Genomic DNA, 20,380 nt, shown 5'->3' with positions numbered 1-20,380 from the left:
ATGTTTAATCCCGCGCCGCTCGCCAAGTTGAGCCATCATGCCCGCACTCCTTTTGCGACAATTACGCTAACAGGACGAAAGGAGCCGTCATGAAGCCACGTAACATTGCCATCGCCTGCGGTGTCGCGGGAGTCGCCGTCGGCCTTGCCGCTGCCACCGGCACCGTTTATCACAAACAAATCAAGTCCGCCGCGTCACTCAAACGCTTGACCGGCTACACGGATGGCTATGACCTGTACGCAATCGACATCGCCTACGACTACGATCTTGATCGCATCATCGCCGCTGGCGTGCGCGATGACCGGGCCTACATCGATGCCGTGGTGGCGCAGGTGCTGCCCGGTGTGCCGGCACATGTCCAGGCGCCCCAGTTTGCCTGCAGCGCTTTTGTCGCCGTAGATGCCGAAGGCCGCGTGCGTACCGGTCGCAATTACGACTTTAAGGACGACACCTCGGCGCTGCTGGTGCGCAATCACCCACGCGGCGGCTATGCCTCCATCGGGTTTGCCGCCCTTAACAACCTGGGCGATAACACTCCGCTTGACTCCGTCGCCGGACGCGCCGCCGCACTCATGGGCCCGTTTGCCCAGCTCGACGGCGTCAACGAATGTGGCGTGTCCATTGCCGTGCTCACCCTGGATTCCAAACCCTGTGACCAGGACACGCAGCGCCCCGTCATCAATACCTCGCTCGCCATCCGTCTGGTGCTCGACCGTGCCGCCACCACGCAAGAAGCTGTCGACCTGCTTTCCGCCTACGACATGCACGCCATGGCAGGACGCGATTACCACTTCTTTATAAACGACGCCGCCGGTGACGCGCGCGTAGTAGAGTGGGATCCGCGCGATCCGGACCGCGCTTTCAAAGCGACTCCTGTAACCCAGGTTACGAACTTCTACGCCTGCTATGGCGACGAAGTGCTGCCTAACCAAAAGAATGGCGAGCTAGGCCATGGTAAAGAGCGCGCCGCCGCAATCGCCGATGTCCTCGACGCCCATACCGGCGCCCAAGACGAGGCAGTCGCTTGGAAGGCCCTACGCGCTGCAGCGCAAGAGCCCAATCCGGAAGACATCACCAGCAACACGCAGTGGTCGGTCGTCTTTGACAACACCGAGCCTGCTGCCGCCATCACGCTGCGCCGCCACTGGGGCGACATCGACGCATTCGCACTGTAAGGAGCCAGGCCCGTCGACTTTACGCTCGCCTGGCGTTGTTTACATTTCTATACGCTTGAGCTAACACGTTTTACCCCCGTATCAACAGTGTGCGGGGGTAAACTTATGCGCATGTTATAACTTGCCCGGAAGGATTCATCATGCTTAGGATCGGTCTTCTTACCAGTGGCGGCGACTGTCAAGCGCTCAACGCCACCATGCGCGGCATTGTCAAAACGCTTATGACCAATAGCGAAGAGCCTATTGAGATCTATGGTTTTGAGGACGGCTACCAGGGCCTTATCTACAGCAGGTTCCGCGTCATGACGCCCGCCGATTTTAGCGGCATCCTCACCCGCGGCGGCACCATCCTGGGCACGAGCCGCACGCCGTTCAAGCGCCTGGACATTCCCGAGGCCGACGGCGTCGAGAAGGTGCCCGCAATGGTCCACACCTATCATAAGCTGCAGCTCGACTGCCTGTTTATGCTGGGCGGTAACGGCTCCACCAAGACCGCCAACCGCCTGCGCGAAGAGGGCCTCAACGTTATCGCCCTGCCCAAGACCATCGATAACGACACCTGGGGCACCGAGCTGACGTTTGGCTTTACGAGCGCCATCGACGTCGCCACCAAGTGCATCGACGACATCCACACCACTGCCTCGAGTCACGGCCGCGTGTTTGTCATCGAGATCATGGGCCACAAGGTCGGTTGGATTCCGCTGTATGCCGGCGTCGCGGGCGGCGCGGACGTCATCCTGATTCCCGAGATCCCCTACGACATGGATAACGTCATCAAGACCATCGAGCATCGCATGGAGACCGGCAGCCGCTTTACCATCGTAGCCGTCGCCGAGGGCGCCATCTCCAAGGAGGACGCGGCACTGTCCAAGAAGGAGTACAAGAAGAAGCTCGCCGAGCGCACGAGCCCGTCAATCGTGTACGACATCGCCAAGGAGATCGAGGCCAAGACCGGTCGCGAGACCCGCGTCGCCATCCCCGGTCACACGCAGCGCGGCGGCCAGCCCGACGCCCAGGACCGCATCTTTGCGACCCAGTGCGGCGTCGAGGCAGCGCTTGGCTGCCTACGCGGCGAGTTTGGCTACATGATTGCCCTGCGTGACGGCAAGATGTGCCACATGCCGCTCGAGGAGGTCGCCGGCAAGCTCAAGTTTGTCGACCCCCAGAGCGATCTGGTACGCGAGGCCAAGGCGTTGGGCATCAGCTTCGGCGACGAATAGCCTCGGCTGGAATCCACCCCATCGGGCCCTCCGACCCCGCCCGACGTATTTCGATTTGGCTCCTCCCTTGACTCCGTCAAAGGTCGCCAATCGAAATCGTCGGGCGGGGTCGGAGGGTCCTGCGTTTACATACTCGCCGGGGCTATTCGTCTTCTTGCTGCGGGTGCCTGGGCTGGAATTGAGTTGCGGTGAAATAGTTCCTGCTTAGTCCACAAATGGCTGAATCCAAAAACTATTCCACCGCAACTTACTGAGTGGGGGCTCTTGGCTGCTACTTGCACTGACATTTGTCCTGAAATGGCTGGTCGTTAGGGATTGCTACCGGTAGTTGCGGTAGGGTTGGGGCAGATTCTAACTAGAAATGGTGGTCGCTACCGGTTGTTCTCGGCATACTCGGCTCATTCGATTCGACCATCAAACGAAAGGAACCACCATGGATCTTGCGATGGCGCAGCGGCTCGTTGATCGCCGCAAGGCTGCCGGGCTTTCTCAGGAGGCGCTTGCCGCCCAGCTGGGTGTGAGTCGTCAGGCTGTCAGTAAATGGGAGCGCAGCGAATCCTCGCCCGATACCGATAACCTTATTGCGCTCGCCGCGCTGTATGGCGTGTCGCTGGATGAGCTGCTGTATGGGGAGGCGGTGGCTAGCGCTGATGACTCACAGGCTGATGATGAGGCGCAGAACAGCAACGCCGGCACCAAAGCTTCAGATAAGGCTGAAGAGGCTGAGGCTTCTACTGAGCACGCTGATTGCAGCGATAAGCCACTTGTCGATATTTCCCTCGCGCGCGGTATCCACGTCATTGATCCCAATAAAGGCGAGGAAGTCCATGTTGGTTGGAGCGGCATCCATGTGACCAACGAGCGCAAGGGCGAAGAGGTGCATGTGGGGCCGGACGGCGTGCATATCGATACGCTTGAGGACGATGGACATAGCGTACGCACCAATGACGACGGCACCGTCACCATCGACGGCGAGACGTTTTCCAGCTGGAAGGAAGCACACGACAAGCTCGACCATCATGGCAAGCATTTCCACACCAAGGTCGGACGTGCATGGAACAAATTCCCCTTCCCCGCACTTGTCACTCTCGCCTATCTGGTGCTCGGCATTGTCTACGGCACATGGGGCATGGGGCTTTTCCTCGTCTTTCTGGTTCCCGTCTACTACGCGATTGGTGACTTTATCGATCGGCGCCACCTGTCTAAGCTGATCGAGGCCATCTACCCGGCAGCCGCCATCGCTTGGTTCCTCTACATGTGGCTCTGTTTGGGACAGCCCCATCCTGCATGGATCATCCTCATCACGATTCCCGTCATAAAGGCGCTCATGCGCTGGTGCCGCAAACAATGGAAGCACCGCAAACAGGCCTAACACGCTCCGACCCACCAGCACCCAACCGCCCCCGCCCTTCTCCTAAGTTGCGGTGAGATAGGGACTGTTTTGAAGCTCCAAAGCGCCAAACAGTCCGTATATCACCGCAACTTACAAACAACTGGGTCAGTTCCGGCACGGAGATTAGCATTGAGCTGACCGCGCGCCAAGAAAAGGGCCTATTTACTACGTTTAACTCGAGAGGGCCGACCATACCCGCCTTTTCCGAAAACTGGCAAGCCATCTACCTGCGGTTTTAATTTCATAATCTTTGTCACGGTCGAGGGTGTGGTAGCAAACGTAGTAGATAGGCCCATTTTGTGGCATACGACCCATACAAGCCCAATCTCGAAGGCCAAAGAGAGTCTCTCATCCACGCCTGCGAGCGAAAACCAAATAGAATGAAAGGCAAATGGAAAGCCCGTTTGACGGGGCAAACGCCGGGCCACCTAATGGTTGTCCGGCGTTTGCCCCGATAAAACCTGCCAAAATAAACCTGTCCCTTTTTGGCAGGCTACTCGGCGCTCTTGAGGGCGCCGACCATGTCGATCTTATTGAGGGTGCGATTGGTAGCGAGGTTGACGATGATCGTAAAGCCGAAGGAAAGCACCACGGCAAGCACGTAGCTCAGCGGCTCGACTTCGACGTCAAAGTACAATGACGGCATCTGCAAGATGTACGTAAAGCTCTCGGCCAGCGCACCACCCAGCGGTACGCCCAGCGCGGCGCCAATCGCCGTGAGGATCAGCGTCTCCTTGTTAACGTAGTGGTGTACCTCACCACGACGGAAGCCCAGCACCTTGATAGTCGCCAGCTCGCGTTCGCGCTCCGAGATGTTGGTGTTAGACAACGTGAATACCACCACAAACGACAGGCACGCCGCCATAAAGGTCACAAGCACCACGACCGAATTGATAATCGTAAAGTTTGCCTCATAGTTTTCCCAATGCTCGGCGGTACTCGACAGCGTAATCCAACCATCGCTCTTAAGACGGTTGGTAAACGCAATCTGATCGGCCGACGAACCCTTAAGCAGCGCAAGGATGCCGTTGAGGCGCGCGCTTCGACCGAATGCGCGCTCATAGGTGCTCTGCGTCATGTAAAGCGTGTTGCCCAGATAGTTGAGCGAAATGTCGCTGACCTTGACCTTGGCAACATTGAGCGACGAATCCTGGACGTGTGCCGTATCGCCCGGCTTGATCCCCAGCACCAGCTGAGAGCTCTTGCTCAAATACACATCTCCGCCACGCAGGGCGAGCAGTTCTTTGGACTCGTCCTCGAGACACACGTAGTCGTCCAGGTCGTTCGCGCGGTCATCGGGCACCACGATCAGTTGCACGGTCTCGCTCTTGCCGCCAAATGTAAAGGTGACGTTGTCGGTCATAATCGGCAGCGTCGAAGTCACGGTCACGTCGGAATCCTTGGCTGCGCTTCGCTCGTCGAGCGCCGCGCACGTCTGCGAAAAATCGTCGGGATTGGCGACCGCCAGCAGGTCGTAGCGCGTGATATGCCCGTACTGCTTGGGCGAAAGCGCCACCGACGTATCGCGGATGCCCATACCGCAGATCACGAGCGCCGTGCAGCCAGCGATACCGAAGATGGTCATAAAGGCGCGCTTTTTGTAGCGGAACAGGTTGCGTGCAGCGACCTTGTTCAAAAAGCCCATGCGGTGCCAGATAAAGCCAATGCGCTCGAGCAGAATGCGCGAGCCGGCGCGCGGAGCCTTGGGGCGCATGAGCGAGGCAGGGGTCTCGGCCATCTCGTGGCGGCAGGCGATAATCGTGGCTCCCACCACGCCCACGGCAAACAGCGCCACCGAAACGATCGAGGACACGATGTCGTACGAAAGCAGCATCTGGGGCAGCGAGTACATGTCGTCGAACACCGTAAACAGGAACAGCGGCAGGCCCACAAATCCGATGATGTTGCCAAGCACGCCGCCGATCAGACACGCCCACAGCGAGTAGTCCACGTATTTGGACAGGATACGCCCACGTGAATAGCCGAGCGCCTTGTACAGGCCAATAAGTGTACGCTCCTCCTCAACCATGCGCGTGGCGGTGGTGAGGCTGATGAGCACAGCGACGACAAAGAAGATAAATGGGAACACCGTGGCGATGGCCTCGATCGAAGAACTGTCGCTCTCGACGCTCGAGTAGCTTGCGATGTTACCGCGGTCCTGGATGTACCAGGAGCATTCGCCCAGATCGGAAAGCTCGGCGCGGGCATCGGCAAAATGCTGGTCAGCGGCGGCGCGGCGCTGGTCCAACTCGGCCTGAGCCTGGACGCGCTCCTCGCTGCCCTCGGCCATGCGATTGATGTTGCCCTGTTCAATCCCAAAGAGCATATTCGCCTCGCGCTCGGCCGTATCCAAGCTTGCCGGCGTGTCGACCATCAGCTCCTGAGCACGCGCCTTCTCACGCTCCTCACGGATTTTCTCGATATTGCCCTTGACCTCATTGATCTTTGCCGCGTAGGCATCCGAATAGGAGTTGAGACTCTTGGCTCCCTCGACGATCACGTGGACCGCGGAGTAGGAAGAAGATGTCGCGGCGTCCTCGCTCACATAGAACTTATAGTCCGCCGCCGAAGCAGCGCGAAAGGCGTTGACTGTCGAGTCGGAGCTCACATCAGTGGGATCGAGGACCTCGGCCGTAATGGTGTAATCGCCCGCGGCAAACTGATCCTTGGCGCTTTGGTTCGATGAACTTGCGTCATTGGCGGCAAAACTCACCGTATCGCCGAGCTTTTTGCCCGAAGCCTTCAGGAACTTCGAAGTCACCGCAACCTCATCGGCGCTCTCGGGCAAATCGCCGCTCACCAGCACCGGCTGATCGATGTTCTCCTTGGAGAGACTCTGCACGACCACGCGCTCGCGCGTTGTGCCCACGGCGGTGTAGGCGGTCTCGGTGTAGATACCCTCGGCCGTCTCGACGCCGTCGACCTCTTGGATGGCCGCGAGATCGTCGCGCGTAAGGCCATAGGTCGACTGCACGTTAATGTCATAGACATTCTGCTGGTCAAAATAGGCGTCGACCGAATCGCGCAGGTCCTCGCAGCCCGCCTTAAGGCCGCACATCACGCTCACGCCGAGCGCGGTGATGACCACGATGGACAAAAAGCGCTTAAGACTGCCTCGGATTGTGCGGTAGATGCCGCGGCGAAAAACCGTCGGCACCATATCGTTTGAGCTTTGAGCGGTACGGTAGGTCGTAAAATCCTGCTCGCGCTCCGTATTCTGCGCGTCGTGGCGTAGGCTGTTTTGGCGATCTTGGTCCATGGGCGCTACCACTCGATCGTCTCGATAGGCACGGGATTTTGCTGGACCGTCTCGCTCTCCACGCGGCCGCTCCTAAAGCGGATCAGACGATCGGCCATGGGCGCCAGCGCGGAGTTGTGGGTGATGATGATGACCGTAATGCCCTGCTTGCGGCAAGTGTCCTGCAGCAGCTGCAAGATCTGCTTGCCGGTTTTATAGTCAAGTGCGCCCGTGGGCTCGTCGCACAAAAGCAGCTTGGGGTTCTTTGCCAGCGCGCGGGCAATGGACACGCGCTGCTGCTCGCCGCCCGAAAGCTGCGCGGGGAAGTTGGCGAGGCGCTCACCCAAGCCAACCTGGCAAAGCGTTTGCTCGGCATCGAGCGAATCGGGGCAGATTTGCGCCGCAAGCTCAACATTTTCGAGCGCCGTCAGGTTGGGGACCAGATTGTAGAACTGGAAGACAAAGCCGACATCGGCGCGGCGGTATTCCACGAGCTGAGCCTCGTTGGCGGAGCTCACGTCGCGCCCGTCCACCGTCACGGTGCCGGAGGTCGCCGTATCCATGCCGCCCAGAATGTTGAGCGCCGTGGTCTTGCCGGCACCCGAAGCACCCAGAATGATGGCGAGCTCGCCGCGCTCGACCGTAAAGCTCGCGCCGTCGAGTGCGTGAATGCGGGCGTCGCCCTCGCCGTATGCCTTGATGACGTCTTTGAATTCGATATAAGCCATCGATCGGTTCCCATCTGGTCGGATAACTCTTTAGTATTACCCATTTCGCACCGACTAAAAAGGGACGGGTTTATTTTGGCAGGTTCTATATGGGGAAACGGCAGCTATAGATGAGGCGCCGGGGAGGCAGAGAAATCATCGATGGGGTCAGGCCGACCGCCAAACACAACGCACGCATCTCAATCTGTCAGCCAAATCATTCGAACAACTGTTCGTTTCTATGATATGATTCCGCTATCTAAGCAGGCCAATACGCAGAAAGGCGGCCAACATGGCGTTCGACTTTAAGAAGGAATGCAAGGAGCTCTACAGACCTGCAAGCAAGCCGAGTATCATAACTGTCCCGCCTATGAGCTACGTTGCCGTTCGCGGAAAGGGCGACCCAAATACCGAAGGTGGCGAGTATCAAAATGCCCTGCCGCTGCTTTACGGCATCGCCTATACCGTCAAGATGTCAAAGAAAGGCTCAAGGAGTATCGAGGGCTATTTCGACTTTGTGGTACCGCCGCTCGAGGGCTTCTGGTGGCAAGACTCCCCGAGCGGCGACATCGATTATGTACGCAAGGACGATTTCAACTTTATCTCGTGCATCCGCCTGCCCGATTTCGTCACTCAGGATGACTTTGACTGGGCGGTCGCGGAAGCCACGGCCAAAAAGAAACTGGACTTTTCTGCCGTCGAGCTGCTTAAAGTTGACGAGGGTCTCTGCGTTCAATGCATGCATACCGGACCCTACGACAGCGAGCCGGCAACCGTAGACGCCATGCATGAATATGCGACCGAGCAGGGCTATGTCCCCGACTTCTCAGATACCCGTTTACATCACGAAATCTATCTCTCCGATCCACGCAAGTGTGCGCCGGAGAAACTTAAGACCGTGGTTCGTCATCCTATCAAGCGCGCTGAATAGCGTGGAGCGTCATTTCACGCGCTAGGTTTTAAGCCAGCCAACCAGCCGCCTCCTAGGCTGTCAAGCAATTATCTTGACGCGGCCCGTCGCATCTTATAAGTTTGTTTTGCTAAAGCTGGAAAGCCTCTCAACGATGCGCAACTCCAGCTCTTTTTCTATCAAGAGAGCAAGTGTCGGAAAGCAAAATGTCGGAAAGCAACGCATCGAGCAGAATCAAACGCTTGCTCAACACCTATAGCGGCCTCGTGCTTATGGGTGCCGTCGGAATCCCTATCGGCATCATCGTTGGCGCCATCTGCGCACTCTTTGGACGCGTGCTTCTGGCAATCGGCGCCTTCCGCGACGAACACATCGCACTGCTCCTTCCCTTCCTCGCCCTCATGGGCTTGGCCATCGTATTTGCCTACCGCACCTGGGGTAAAGGCACCGATCGGGGCATGAGCCTGGTATTTGACGTAGGTCACGGACGCGAGGATGCCATCTCCCCGCGTTTGGTGCCGCTCATTATGTTGAGCACGTGGGGGACGCACCTCTTTGGCGGCAGTGCGGGGCGCGAGGGCGTGGCCGTGCAGATTGGTGCAACCGTCTCGCACTGGATCGGCAGGCGTCTACCTTTCCGAAACCCCGGCAACACGTTTTTGCTCATTGGTATGGCCGCTGGCTTTGCCGGACTCTTTCGAACGCCGCTCGCTGCTACGGTCTTTGCTATCGAAGTGCTGGTCGCCGGACGCATGGAATACCGCGCGTTGCTCCCCGCGCTTACGGCTTCACTTGCCGCAAGCATGACCTCCGGCGCCCTGGGGCTCGAGAAGTTCGAGGTCGCCGTTACCGCCTCGTATGCGCTCGACCTCCCCGGTCTTGGACGGCTGGCACTGTTGGGCATCGCGTTTGGTATGGTGGGCGGCGCCTTTGCCTGGTGCCTTGCACATGCCAAAACACTTGCGGCGCGGCTGTTCCCCAACCCCTATGCACGCATCGCCGTTATGGGCATCGCGTTATCGGCGATTCTGTTCGCACTATGGCAGGGTCGATACTGCGGGCTTGGCACCAATCTGATATCCGCGGCGCTCGACGGTGACGGCAAGGTCGCCATCATACCTTGGGACTGGGCACTCAAATTCGCACTCACCATTACCACGCTTGCCGCAGGATATCAGGGTGGCGAGGTGACGCCGTTGTTCTCCATCGGAGCCAGCCTGGGTGTCGTACTCGCCGGGATTCTCGGCATGCCCGTCGAGCTCTGCGCCTCACTGGGCTACGCAGCCGTCTTTGGCAGCGCCACCAATACGCTGCTCGCACCCATCCTTATTGGCTGCGAAGTCTTCGGCTTTGGTAACTTGCCGATGTTCATTATTGTCTGCGTTGTGGCTTACCTGTTCAACATGGATAAGTCCATCTACGCCCTGCAGGAGCGGGCGTAGATCGATGTCCAGGCAGGTGGTCTCAGCCGGAAACGGCGTCCCACTCTGAGGCTGTATTCCGGGACACGGTTTCCGCTTGGAACGCCATTCGGAAAGCGCATCCCGCTTTAAAACGGAATTCCGGGACGTAGTTTCCGTCTGAGCCTCCATTCGGAAAGCATGTCCCGTTCTTTCACGGCATCTTGGCTATGCAAAGTGCTCGAACGTTAGTCCTCGTACGCGCCCTCAAGCCGAAGCAGCCACTCCTTGCGGTCAAGCCCGCCGGCATACCCGTTAAGCGAACCATCGGCGGCAACCACGCGATGGCACGGCACAATAATCGAAATGGGATTGCGCGCGACCGCGGCCCCCACGGCACGGGGAGACGCAACGGGTGCTTCGTTTCCCGGTACACGATGTCGAGCCGTAACACGCTGGGCGATCTCACCATACGTAGCGACCTCGCCACGCGGGATAGAAAGCAGCTCAAACCAAACCTCGCGCTGAAACGCCGTACCAATCATATGCAACGGCGGCGTAAACCGAGGCTCCTGCCCCGCAAAATAAGCATTCAGCCAAGCCCAAGAACGCTCAAGTACCGACGAGGCAGCACCGTTTGTCGGATTCACCGAAGACATGCCGCCAGCACCAGAAACCGCATCGGCGCCTTCAACATGTTCGGGATCTTCTTTGAGAAGCGTGGAGCCAAAGTGCTCCTGCCCCTCAAACCAAAGCCCCGTCAAACCGCGGCCATCAGCGGCAAGCAGGATTTCGCCCAAAGGCGAAGCAAACGTCGTCGTGACCACCAGCGGCTCCTTTCAAAACTCCGCAACATAATACCGCGAATTGTGCAGACAACCCCAATCGACCCCACAGTCCCCAAAGGCGGCAGGCGCAAAGCGCCGAGGCCGCCGCCGGGACCAGGGCTCGCAACAGCCACGCGCCCCCACATCAGCCCAGCGGCCTCAACCAACAACAGCCCCATCGCAGGCCGCTCGCAGCAGCGTCACCGCAGGCGGGGGCCGGGCTTAGTTTTCAGAACACTCCGCAGACCAGTGTGGCGCCTTGTCCGCGGCTCCGAAGGAGCAGGACAAGGCGCCACACATGGTCGAGGACGTTCTGAAAACTAAGCCCGGCCCCCGCCGGACAGGTCACACTACTCGCAGAGCAGCTTAGCGATCTGGACGGCGTTGGTTGCCGCGCCCTTACGGATTTGGTCGCCGCAGCACCAGAAGGTGATGCCACGCGCAGCCTCGGGGTTCGAGATGTCGCGACGCACGCGGCCGACCCAAATCAGGTCCTGGTCGGAGGTGTCCATCGGCATGGGGAAGCGATCGTGCGCATCCTCGGCAGCCATATCGTCAACCAGCTTGACGCCGGGAGCGGCAGCCAGCGCAGCACGGGCCTCCTCAACCGTTATATCGCGCTCAAACTCGAGCGTAATGCTCTCGGAGTGCGAACGCAGCACAGGAACGCGCACGCAGGTGCAGTTCACGCGCAGCTCGGGCAGGTGCATAATCTTGCGGCCCTCGTTTTGCAGCTTCATCTCCTCGGAGGTAAAGCCCTCCTCCTTGACGCCGCCAATCTGCGGAATCAGGTTGCTCGCCAGCTGGGCGGCAAAAGCGCGCGGCTCGGGAATCTCCTCGCCACGGCCCAGGGCGGCCAGCTGGGCCTCGAGCTCGGCCATACCGGGAGCGCCAGCGCCCGAAGCCGCCTGGTACGTCGAGACGATCATGCGCTTCACGCCGGCGAGCTGATGCAGCGGCCAGGTGGGAACCAGGCCGATAATGGTCGCGCAGTTGGGGTTGGCGATAAGGCCGTGATGCCACTTGATATCGTCGGCATTGATCTCGGGTACGACCAGCGGCACCTCGGGATCCATGCGGAAGGCATGGCTGTTGTCGACCACGACAGCGCCGCGCTTGACGGCCTCGGGCAGCAGCTCCTTCGCGATATCGTCGCCGGCGGCTCCGAGCACAATATCGCAGCCCTCAAAGGCCTCGGGGCAAGCCTCTTCGATCACGATTTGCTCGCCGCGGAACTCAACGGTCTTGCCCGCAGAGCGCGCGCTCGCCAGCAGCTTGAGCTTACCGACCGGAAACTCCTGCTCGTTGAGGCACTCGAGCATCTGGGTGCCTACAGCTCCCGTCGCGCCCAAAATAGCAACCGTGTACTGTTTCATGCTTCCCCCTTTAAAGGTTGTGGCTTTTGCCCGCACGCCGAGCAGGCCGATTATTGTTGCCAGTGTATACAAGAACGGGGCGGGCACGAAACCCGCCCCGTCGAAACGAAACCGAAACGAAACGCCCCGCCGTAGATTTTTGAGACATGTCCCAAAAAATCAACGGGATGGCAGCTACTTGTGGAGCGCGACCAGGGCGGGATCGACCGGCGCGGGAGCCTCCAGGTCGGAGACCTTCACAATGCCGTTTTCGTCGGAGAAGGCACGGTAAATGGTCTGAATCGCTAGGTCGAAGTCCTTCTCCTCGACACCGATAATGATGTTGATCTCGTCACAGCTCTGCGAAATCATACGCACGCTCACGCCGGCCTGGCCAAGCATGCCAAACAGGTGACCCGAAATACCTGCGCGCCCGCGCAGGTTACGGCCGACGGTCGCGATAAGCGCCAGGCCCTCGACGACCTCGATCTCGAGCGGCTCGACCTCCTGCTGAATGTCGCCCACGAGCGAGTACAGCGAGTCGTGCACATCCTGCTCCTGCACCACGGCGCCAAAGCGGTCGACACCGGTGGGCATGTGCTCGACGGAGACGTCATAGCGTTCGAACACCGAAAGCGCACGGCGCATAAAGCCAACACGGGGCTTGGTGCGGTCGCGGGCGACGTTGATGGCGACAAAGCCGCGCTTGCCGGTCACGCCGGTAATGATGGGCTCCGCCTCGCCCTCATCAGCCGTCTCGCTAATGATGGTGCCGGGGTCCTGCGGCGCATTGGTGTTCTTGATGACCAGCGGAATTCCCGCCTCACGCACAGGGAACACGGCCTCCTCGTGCAGGACGCTTGCGCCCATGTACGAAAGCTCGCGCAGCTCCTCGTAGGTAACGCGCGCAATGGGCTGAGCCTCGGGCACAATGCGAGGATCGGCAGAATAGAAGCCCGAAACGTCGGTCCAGTTCTCGTACAGGTCGGCGCCTAGGCACTTGGCCAGGATCGAGCCGGAAATGTCGCCGCCGCCACGGTCGAGCAGCTTGATCTGGCCCTCGCGCGTCGCGCCGTAGAAGCCAGGCATAACGAAGCCGCCCTGCTGACCGTACTCTTGCACCAGCTCGGAGGTGCGGTTCATGCTGAGCGTACCGTCGTGATGGAACGCCACAACCGTCGCGGCGTCCAGGAACGGTAGGCCCAGGTACTCAGCCATCAGGCGAGCGGTGAAGTACTCGCCGCGGCTCACGAGCTCCTCGGTGGAGTAACCGCCCGAGCGGGCGCGCTCGGCAAAAGCCGCGAACTCCTCACGGATGGGATAGGTGAGCTCCAGCTCGTCAGCGATATCAAAATAGCGCTGGCCGATGTCCTCGAGCAGCTCCTCGCACGACACGTGGTACTTAACGTGCGCGTTAACCAGGTAGAGCAGGTCGGTCACCTTGGTGTCGCCCTTAAAGCGGCGACCACAGGCGGAAACCACCACAAAACGGCGAGCCGGGTCGGCATCGACGATGGCCTTGATCTTCTTAAAGTGTTCGGCGTCGGCGACCGACGAGCCGCCAAACTTGGCAATCTTAATCATGGGCTGGAGGTTACCTTTCTAAAAAGCCTCTGCGAACCTATTTTGCGCGCTCTGATACCATGGTTTCACCGATTGGGACCAAGGCATCCGAGGAGCAGTGTTATATGGGAACTTATCATAGTACACGAGGACGCACTTTATCGTGCTCAAGTAAGGTGGCAATCCGCACCGGCATCGCTCCCGACGGGGGTTTGTTTGTCTCGGACGAGCTTGGCACCCAGCAGGTCGATATCAGCTCGCTTGCAGATAAATCGTACTTTGAAATCGCTCAAGATGTGTTGGGAATGTTACTGAATGATTACACGGCCGAAGAAATTTCGGCGTGTGTCGACGAGGCATACCGCGGCACGTTCGCGAGTGAAGAGGTTACGCCGCTCGTCAAACTCGACGCAGCGCCGGGTGCTGACGCCCCTCAGACCTATGTGATGGAGCTCTTTGGCGGCCCCACAAGCGCCTTCAAGGACGTCGCCCTACAGATGCTCCCCCGCCTCATGGCCCGCACTTCCGCCAAGGACGGCGGCGCTGAGCGCATCATGATCGTCACCGCCACGTCGGGCGACACGGGCAAGGCCGCACTCGCCGGTTTTGCCGACGCTCCGGGCACGGGCATCACCGTCTTTTATCCCGAGGGCAAGGTCAGCCACGTCCAGAACCTGCAGATGTCCACGCAGGAGGGCGACAACGTCGCCGTCTGCGGCATCCGCGGCAACTTTGACGACGCCCAGAGCGCCGTCAAGCGCATCTTTGCCGATAAGGAGCTTGCCGAGCGTCTGGAAGCCGCCGGCACGGTGCTTTCGAGCGCCAACTCTATCAATGTCGGCCGTCTGGTACCGCAGGTTGTCTACTACTTTGCCGCCTATGCGCAGCTGCTGCGCGCCGGCGCTATCGAGGCTGGCGACGCCGTAGAGTTCTGTGTGCCCACCGGCAACTTTGGCGATATCTTGGCCGGCTACTACGCCAAGCGCATGGGCCTGCCCGTCGCCAAGCTCATCGTCGCGAGCGACAAGAACAACGTGCTTGCCGACTTCCTGACCACCGGCGTCTACGACCGCAACCGCCCGTTCTTCACGACCATTTCGCCGTCGATGGACATCCTCATCAGCTCCAACCTCGAGCGCATGCTCTACTTCCTGTCCGACGGCGACTGCGAGCTCGTTGCCGGCCTTATGGAGCAGCTGGCACAGACTGGTCGCTACGAGGTGCCCGCCGAGCTGCTGGCCAAGATTCAGAGCGTCTTTGGCTGCGGCTGGGCCAGCGAGGACGAGGTCCGCGCTGCCATCAAGAGTTGCTGGGACGCCAACGGCTACGTGATCGACCCGCACACCGCTTGCGGCTATCACGTCTTTGAAAAGGTCGCTCCCGCCGAGGGCGCCAAGGCCCGCGTGCTGCTTTCGACCGCCAGCCCCTACAAGTTCCCGCGCGCCTGCTGCGATGCCCTGGGCCTCAACGTTCCCGAGGACGATTTTGAGGCTATGCGCGTGCTCGAGCAGGCCACCAACACGGTCGCCCCGACCCAGCTCGCCGAGCTCGAGTCCAAACCTGTCCGCTTCGAAGACGTCTGTGACGTCGACGAAATGGCCAGCTACGTCGAGTCCGCAGCAAAACGAATGAGCACCAACTAGATCCCTTATTAAGCGCCGGCGAAAGCCGGCGCACCTTCTTTCATCAGATAACCCTCGGGATGATGACGAACGCGCGCAGCGTGCCTGGCTGTTTAGTTCGTCGTGAGTTCCGCACGCAAAGGAAAGCACTTAATGTGCTTTCCGTCTTGCGCAGGACTGTCCGAGCAGCGAACTAAACAGCCAGGCACGCCAGGAGGACCCACATGATCAAAATCACCGTCCCAGCAACAAGCGCCAACCTAGGCATCGGCTACGACACCCTCGGCATGGCCGTCGGCCTCTACTCGCACTTCACCTTCGAGCGCGCCGACAAGCTCACCATCACGGGCTGCCCCAAGGAGTTCCAAAACGAGAATAACCTGGTCTATGTGAGCTTTGTCGATGCGCTGGCCGCATGGGGCGAGCCGGCCTTCCCCGTCGCTATCGACATTCAGACCGACGTCCCCGTCGCCCGCGGCCTGGGTTCCAGCTCCACCTGCGTCGTCGCCGGCATCATGGCTGCCGCCGCGCTGACAGGCCACACCGTCGACCGCGCCGAACTCGTCCGCATCGCCACCGAGGTCGAGGGCCATCCCGATAACGTCGCCCCCGCCATCCTTGGCGGCGCCGTCTGCTCCTTTACGCCGACCGATTCGCTCCCCCAATGTCTGCGCTACGAGGTGAGCGATCGCTTGCGTTTTATTACCGTGATTCCGCCCTACGAGGTACATACGAGCGAGGCGCGCAAGGTCGTGCCGCAGGAGATTCCACTCTCCACCGCCGTATGGCAAATGGGCCGCATCGCCGGCATGACGCGCGGCCTGGAGACTGGTGACCTGGACCTGATTGCCGCTGCCAATGACGACCGCATTCAGGAGCCTTATCGTCGCCGCCTGATTCCCGACTACAACGCCGTGCGCGACACCTGCCTTAACGGCGGCGCTAAGACCATCTGGATTAGCGGCTCAGGCTCGACCCTCATGGCTGTGACCGACGACACCATCGTGGCAAAGTTTCTGCAGGTCAAGCTGCGTGAGCAGTTCCCCAAGTGTGATACGCATATTCTGACGTGCGACACCGAGGGCGCTCAAATCGAGTACCTGTAGACATCGCCGATCGGTCTGTCCGGGCCACCCGGGGGCATCCCCTTAAAAACGTCCTCGCACTTGAGGCCCGCTTATCCTGCTCCTTCGGAGCATCGGATAGGCGGGCCTCGTGCTGCGGAATGTTTTTAAGGGGATGCCCCTGGGTGGCCCTATGGTAACGTGACTAGCGATGTCTACAGGGACCCACGCTTTGAAGGGGCGCCGGGCTGAAATTATGGCCTTTTATTGGTAGGGGCTCTTGCTAGGCTGGAGCCCTTACTAGAGGCAGGCCTCGGCGATGCGGCGTTTGAGTTCGTCGATGCCGGTGCCGGTTTGGGAGCTTGTGATGATTACGTTCTCGGCCGGGACGTTGAGCTGCTTTTTGATGGCTGCTGACTGGCGGGCCTGCTGGGTACGGCTGAGTTTGTCGGCCTTGGTGAGGCAGACGATAAAGTTGAACTCGTTGCCCTGCAGGTAATCGATCATGTCATGGTCGAGCTTACTGGGGTCGTGACGAATATCCACCAGCGATACGACCAGGTTAAAGCTGCGCTCGGAGTCGAAGAAGTCGCCGATAAGCTCAGCCCAGCGGTCGCGCTCGGCCTTGGAACGACGGGCGAAACCGTAGCCCGGCAGGTCCACAAAGTGCACGTCGTCGGCCTCGAAGAAATTGATGTTGCTCGTCTTGCCCGGCGTACTCGAAACCTTGACCAGGTTCTTGCGGCCAAAGAGTTTGTTCATGATAGACGACTTGCCCACATTGGAGCGGCCCACAAAGCTCACCTCGGGACAGGTGGACTCGGGGATCTGCGAAACCTTGCCGTAGCTGGCAACAAACTTGGCAAGCTGATAGTTAATGGAATCGGCCATGGACACTCCTTGGTCGTAGGTTCTTACAAAACGGGCGTGCTATTGCGCGGCGGCGATACGACGAACGATGTCAAGCGTGATGCCGCTCGCGGTGCGAGCGTACTCGTCCAGATCGAACTCGCGCTCGCAAAACGCGTCATATGCCTCGTCACAATTATCGCTGATAGCGCGCAGTACCAGGCAATCGACACCATTCTTGGCCGCGATGTGCGCAATTGCCGCGCCCTCCATCTCGACGCAATCGGCATGCGTGGCCTCAATCGCAGCGTTACGCATGGCGTCACCCGTAACAAAGCGATCACCCGTGGCGATAGTGCCACACAGGAACTGCTTGGGGTCCTTCTCCGCAGAAGTCTCATCCGCCGAGGCATCCACAAATCCATGCTCGGCAAGCACGGCGGCGGCAACATCAGCCAACGCCGGTGTCGAGACAAACTCCTCGAGCCCCGGCGCCGACTCGGCGATGAGTGCCGTATCGGTATCCAGATAGCGCAGGCACTTGCCTATAACCACGTCGTTAATATGGAGTTTAGGGTTTAGGCCGCCCGCAATGCCCGAAAACACAACGGCCTGCGGGGCGTATTTGCTGATGAGATGCTGCGTTGCGGCAGCGGCGTTCACGGTCCCCATGCCTGCCGTCGTGGCGACTACTGTCAGACCCGAAAGCCCACCGTTCACAACGGTCAAGCCCGCCTCCTGCGACTCATGCGTGCCACTCAGCTCTTCCTTAATCTGCGCAACCTCTTTTTCGAGTGCGCCTATGATCGCGATGGTTGCCATGCCATCCCCCAAATCCGTGCAAATTGCTTATCCACGGTATGGTACCAGCATTTTGGCTCAACCGTGTCAGCACCAAGCCGTTAGGCCAGTACAGCTCGGGTATCATAAAGGGGCAAAAATGGCTTGTTAGCCGATGGCCGACCTGAGCTCCGCACGGCGCTTTTTCATACCGGCCATAACGGCATTGCGCAGCTCGGGCATGCGCGCGGTATCCATCTGAGGTACGCCCTCAAGCTTATAGGGAATGCCCAGTTGCTCGTACTTGACGACACCCATCGTGTGATACGGCAGCATTTCCAGGCCCACCACGTTGTGCCATGGAGCGATGAGGCGACCGAGCTTCTCGCACTCCTCCACCGTGTCGGTAATGCCCGGCACCACCACGTGGCGGATAACGACCTTGATCTTGCGACGTGCAAGTTCATCGCCGAACGCCAAGATGCGTGCGGGATCGCAACCGGTCAGCTTTTTATGCTCGACCGGGTCGGCATGCTTAATATCGAGCAGTACCATGTCGGTCTCGTTGAGCACGGCATCGAACTTCTCGGGGTGGTTGGGGTCAAATGCATAGCCACAGCTATCTAGGCAGGTATGTACACGGCCATCGGGGTTGTTATGCATAGCACGAAACAGATCGGCCAAAAACTCGGGCTGCAGGAGCGGCTCGCCGCCGGACACCGTAATGCCACCGCTGCGATAGAACTCGTGGTTACTCTGGAACTCATCCATCAGGTGTTCGACGGTCACCATGGTGCCGCCGTTGACCGACCAGGTATCGGGATTGTGGCAATACGCGCAGCGCATGGGACAGCCCTGAACAAACACCACAAAGCGGATGCCGGGTCCGTCGACCGTTCCCATCGTCTCGATCGAATGCACGCGGCCAAGGGCAAACGCAGAGTCCTCGGGACGAGCGTCCACACCCTCAAGCGTCATTTCTGCCATTCGCGCTACCTTGCCTCTCCTTGGATGCAACCAATTAAAATGCCAGAGTCATTCTAGCCCATGCGTTTGCGTTTAAACGTCTCGGACTAGAACGGCACGTTTTAATCTATCCCCCATCACCATGGCTGGGGGCTACGTCGAGATGTCAGGCTGAAGAACGCTCGCCTGCGGCCTTTACGCCTTAAGCGTGAGCACCGCACCGAAGGCGGTCGGGCCGCAATGGCTCGAGATGACGCCGCCGACCTGAGTCCAGGTAACGTCCTTAAAGCCCAGATCATGCGCATAGACCTCCATGTCATCGCGCAGCTCCTGGGAAAGGCCCACCGAATACGCCAGGCCAATGTGCGAGTAGTCAATCTCGCCCTTCGCAACCATGTGGTCAATAAAGGCGCGGGCGCACTTGAGCATAGAGCCGCGGAACTTCTTGGTCGCCACGAACTTGCCGCCCGTCACCTCAATGCAGGGCTTAATCTTGAGCAGATGGGCGCCAAGGAATGCGACGTTGGACAAGCGACCGCCCGCCTTAAGAAAGGCAAGATCGGTAGGAACAAAGCCCAGCAGCACGCGGTCCATGACGGAATTCGTAAATGCAAAGATCTCGTCGACGGTGGCATCGGGGTGAGCCTCGATGTATTTGGCGGTCTCGACGACAACGAGCGACTGGCCTACCGAGACAAAGCGCGTGTCCATAGAGAACACGTAGTCGCGACCCTTGGCGGCGATCTTCGATGATTGATGCGAGCAGGTCGTGGCCTCGGAATACGCGAGATGCAGAATAGTCGCATCGGGCTGCTCAGCGTGAATGCGGTCGTACACGTGAGCAAAATCCGCAGGCGCGCAGCCGCTGGTCTTGGGCATCACGCCAAACTCGTTGCAGCGCGAATAAATCTCGAGCGGATCGATCGAGCCGTCCTCGACGGTCTCGTCACCAATCGTGACATGCATGGGCACGCGCACGATGCCGTAGCGCTCGCAGAGCTCCGGCGTCACATCCGACCCAGACTCAACCACGATTACGTACTTGCCCATTATTATCACGACCCATCTCGACATTGGCTTTTCAATACATGGCACGCGCCGCCGCACTGTTGCACAACGGCGTCCAAGCGCCAAAGAGACGCCGCCCCTTGCACACAACAAAGGACAGCGTCTCCCTGGAAAACTCCGTGCTTATCTAGGATTCCACACGGTTTATTAAGGAGGGTTACTTATTCCACAAACGGTCGCTATATGCGGTAAGCGGTAGTTGGCCGCGACAACTGCGACACATTCCGTCCAGCAAATCCAATC

The 20,380-nt window shown here is 59.4% G+C and carries 16 protein-coding genes; 7 read left to right on the top strand and 9 right to left on the bottom strand.

Annotated features, from left to right (window positions below; genetic code table 11):
* The first annotated feature begins 89 nt into the window (after positions 1-89).
* The 3 genes from DW892_RS06805 to DW892_RS06795 all read left to right on the top strand — a co-directional run bounded on the left by DW892_RS06805 (position 90) and on the right by DW892_RS06795 (position 3,767).
* Positions 90-1,175 carry a carcinine hydrolase/isopenicillin-N N-acyltransferase family protein gene (locus tag DW892_RS06805; protein ID WP_117766552.1) on the top strand — a complete coding sequence of 362 codons (1,086 nt, stop codon included), beginning with the start codon at positions 90-92 and terminating at the stop codon, positions 1,173-1,175.
* A 140-nt stretch (positions 1,176-1,315) separates the two neighbouring features.
* The gene (locus tag DW892_RS06800; RefSeq protein ID WP_117584154.1) at positions 1,316-2,395 is read left to right on the top strand and encodes a 6-phosphofructokinase; all 1,080 of its coding nucleotides are present in this window, start codon (positions 1,316-1,318) and stop codon (positions 2,393-2,395) included.
* A 433-nt stretch (positions 2,396-2,828) separates the two neighbouring features.
* Complete coding sequence (locus DW892_RS06795) at positions 2,829-3,767, top strand: helix-turn-helix domain-containing protein (protein WP_117563855.1); 939 nt, start codon at positions 2,829-2,831, stop codon at positions 3,765-3,767.
* Between the two features lie 514 nt (positions 3,768-4,281).
* Here DW892_RS06795 and DW892_RS06790 read toward each other — a convergent pair.
* Together DW892_RS06790 and DW892_RS06785 are read right to left on the bottom strand one after the other, a co-directional pair.
* Positions 4,282-7,047, bottom strand: a complete 2,766-nt coding sequence (locus DW892_RS06790; RefSeq protein ID WP_233504628.1) for an FtsX-like permease family protein — start codon at positions 7,045-7,047, stop codon at positions 4,282-4,284.
* Between the two features lie 5 nt (positions 7,048-7,052).
* Positions 7,053-7,754 carry an ABC transporter ATP-binding protein gene (locus DW892_RS06785; protein WP_117766550.1) on the bottom strand — a complete coding sequence of 234 codons (702 nt, stop codon included), beginning with the start codon at positions 7,752-7,754 and terminating at the stop codon, positions 7,053-7,055.
* A 271-nt stretch (positions 7,755-8,025) separates the two neighbouring features.
* Here DW892_RS06785 and DW892_RS06780 point away from each other — a divergent pair, with 271 nt between their 5' ends.
* Positions 8,026-8,664, top strand: a complete 639-nt coding sequence (locus DW892_RS06780; protein WP_117766548.1) for a GyrI-like domain-containing protein — start codon at positions 8,026-8,028, stop codon at positions 8,662-8,664.
* Between the two features lie 185 nt (positions 8,665-8,849).
* Entirely contained in the window at positions 8,850-10,085 is a 1,236-nt protein-coding gene (locus DW892_RS06775; RefSeq protein WP_117766583.1) for a chloride channel protein, read from the top strand.
* Positions 10,086-10,291: 206 nt separating this feature from the next.
* Here DW892_RS06775 and DW892_RS06770 read toward each other — a convergent pair whose 3' ends face one another.
* The 3 genes from DW892_RS06770 to DW892_RS06760 form a co-directional block, all read right to left on the bottom strand.
* The gene (locus tag DW892_RS06770) at positions 10,292-10,870 is read right to left on the bottom strand and encodes a methylated-DNA--[protein]-cysteine S-methyltransferase (protein WP_226790740.1); all 579 of its coding nucleotides are present in this window, start codon (positions 10,868-10,870) and stop codon (positions 10,292-10,294) included.
* Positions 10,871-11,220: 350 nt separating this feature from the next.
* Positions 11,221-12,246: an aspartate-semialdehyde dehydrogenase gene (locus DW892_RS06765; RefSeq protein WP_117766544.1), complete on the bottom strand. Its 1,026-nt coding sequence runs from the start codon at positions 12,244-12,246 to the stop codon at positions 11,221-11,223.
* A gap of 174 nt (positions 12,247-12,420) precedes the next feature.
* On the bottom strand, positions 12,421-13,809 hold the full coding sequence (locus tag DW892_RS06760) for an aspartate kinase (protein WP_117766542.1): 1,389 nt from the start codon (positions 13,807-13,809) through the stop codon (positions 12,421-12,423).
* 104 nt (positions 13,810-13,913) lie between these two features.
* On the opposite strand from DW892_RS06760, the gene thrC reads away from it, so the two are divergent.
* Entirely contained in the window at positions 13,914-15,431 is a 1,518-nt protein-coding gene (gene thrC / locus DW892_RS06755) for a threonine synthase (protein WP_117766540.1), read from the top strand.
* Positions 15,432-15,634: 203 nt separating this feature from the next.
* Positions 15,635-16,516, top strand: a complete 882-nt coding sequence (gene thrB, locus DW892_RS06750; RefSeq protein ID WP_055285404.1) for a homoserine kinase — start codon at positions 15,635-15,637, stop codon at positions 16,514-16,516.
* Between the two features lie 258 nt (positions 16,517-16,774).
* Here thrB and yihA read toward each other — a convergent pair whose 3' ends face one another.
* The 4 genes from yihA to DW892_RS06730 form a co-directional block, all read right to left on the bottom strand.
* Positions 16,775-17,365: a ribosome biogenesis GTP-binding protein YihA/YsxC gene (gene yihA / locus DW892_RS06745; RefSeq protein ID WP_117629919.1), complete on the bottom strand. Its 591-nt coding sequence runs from the start codon at positions 17,363-17,365 to the stop codon at positions 16,775-16,777.
* Positions 17,366-17,404: 39 nt separating this feature from the next.
* A complete protein-coding gene (mtnN, locus tag DW892_RS06740) occupies positions 17,405-18,145 on the bottom strand; it encodes a 5'-methylthioadenosine/S-adenosylhomocysteine nucleosidase (protein ID WP_117766538.1) in 741 nt (246 codons plus the stop codon).
* A gap of 126 nt (positions 18,146-18,271) precedes the next feature.
* Complete coding sequence (gene pflA / locus DW892_RS06735) at positions 18,272-19,090, bottom strand: pyruvate formate-lyase-activating protein (protein ID WP_117766536.1); 819 nt, start codon at positions 19,088-19,090, stop codon at positions 18,272-18,274.
* Between the two features lie 174 nt (positions 19,091-19,264).
* Positions 19,265-20,119 carry a DegV family protein gene (locus tag DW892_RS06730; RefSeq protein ID WP_233504627.1) on the bottom strand — a complete coding sequence of 285 codons (855 nt, stop codon included), beginning with the start codon at positions 20,117-20,119 and terminating at the stop codon, positions 19,265-19,267.
* Positions 20,120-20,380 lie beyond the last annotated feature (261 nt).

Origin of the sequence: Collinsella sp. AM40-7AC, from assembly GCF_003468125.1 — a bacterium.
In the GTDB taxonomy this organism is placed as follows: Bacteria; Actinomycetota; Coriobacteriia; order Coriobacteriales; family Coriobacteriaceae; genus Collinsella; species Collinsella aerofaciens_O.
Note: the sequence above shows the minus strand (reverse complement) of the source record. Positions and strands in the feature narration are given on the sequence as shown.

Excerpts from the sequence above, each read along its gene's own strand:
- DW892_RS06805 (WP_117766552.1), top strand. The coding sequence starts at position 90 with ATGAAGCCACGTAACATTGCCATCGCCTGCGGTGTCGCGGGAGTCGCC.
- DW892_RS06800 (WP_117584154.1), top strand. The coding sequence starts at position 1,316 with ATGCTTAGGATCGGTCTTCTTACCAGTGGCGGCGACTGTCAAGCGCTC.
- DW892_RS06795 (WP_117563855.1), top strand. The coding sequence starts at position 2,829 with ATGGATCTTGCGATGGCGCAGCGGCTCGTTGATCGCCGCAAGGCTGCC.
- DW892_RS06790 (WP_233504628.1), bottom strand. The coding sequence starts at position 7,047 with ATGGACCAAGATCGCCAAAACAGCCTACGCCACGACGCGCAGAATACG.
- DW892_RS06785 (WP_117766550.1), bottom strand. The coding sequence starts at position 7,754 with ATGGCTTATATCGAATTCAAAGACGTCATCAAGGCATACGGCGAGGGC.
- DW892_RS06780 (WP_117766548.1), top strand. The coding sequence starts at position 8,026 with ATGGCGTTCGACTTTAAGAAGGAATGCAAGGAGCTCTACAGACCTGCA.
- DW892_RS06775 (WP_117766583.1), top strand. The coding sequence starts at position 8,850 with ATGTCGGAAAGCAACGCATCGAGCAGAATCAAACGCTTGCTCAACACC.
- DW892_RS06765 (WP_117766544.1), bottom strand. The coding sequence starts at position 12,246 with ATGAAACAGTACACGGTTGCTATTTTGGGCGCGACGGGAGCTGTAGGC.
- DW892_RS06760 (WP_117766542.1), bottom strand. The coding sequence starts at position 13,809 with ATGATTAAGATTGCCAAGTTTGGCGGCTCGTCGGTCGCCGACGCCGAA.
- thrC (WP_117766540.1), top strand. The coding sequence starts at position 13,914 with ATGGGAACTTATCATAGTACACGAGGACGCACTTTATCGTGCTCAAGT.
- thrB (WP_055285404.1), top strand. The coding sequence starts at position 15,635 with ATGATCAAAATCACCGTCCCAGCAACAAGCGCCAACCTAGGCATCGGC.
- yihA (WP_117629919.1), bottom strand. The coding sequence starts at position 17,365 with ATGGCCGATTCCATTAACTATCAGCTTGCCAAGTTTGTTGCCAGCTAC.
- mtnN (WP_117766538.1), bottom strand. The coding sequence starts at position 18,145 with ATGGCAACCATCGCGATCATAGGCGCACTCGAAAAAGAGGTTGCGCAG.
- pflA (WP_117766536.1), bottom strand. The coding sequence starts at position 19,090 with ATGGCAGAAATGACGCTTGAGGGTGTGGACGCTCGTCCCGAGGACTCT.
- DW892_RS06730 (WP_233504627.1), bottom strand. The coding sequence starts at position 20,119 with ATGGGCAAGTACGTAATCGTGGTTGAGTCTGGGTCGGATGTGACGCCG.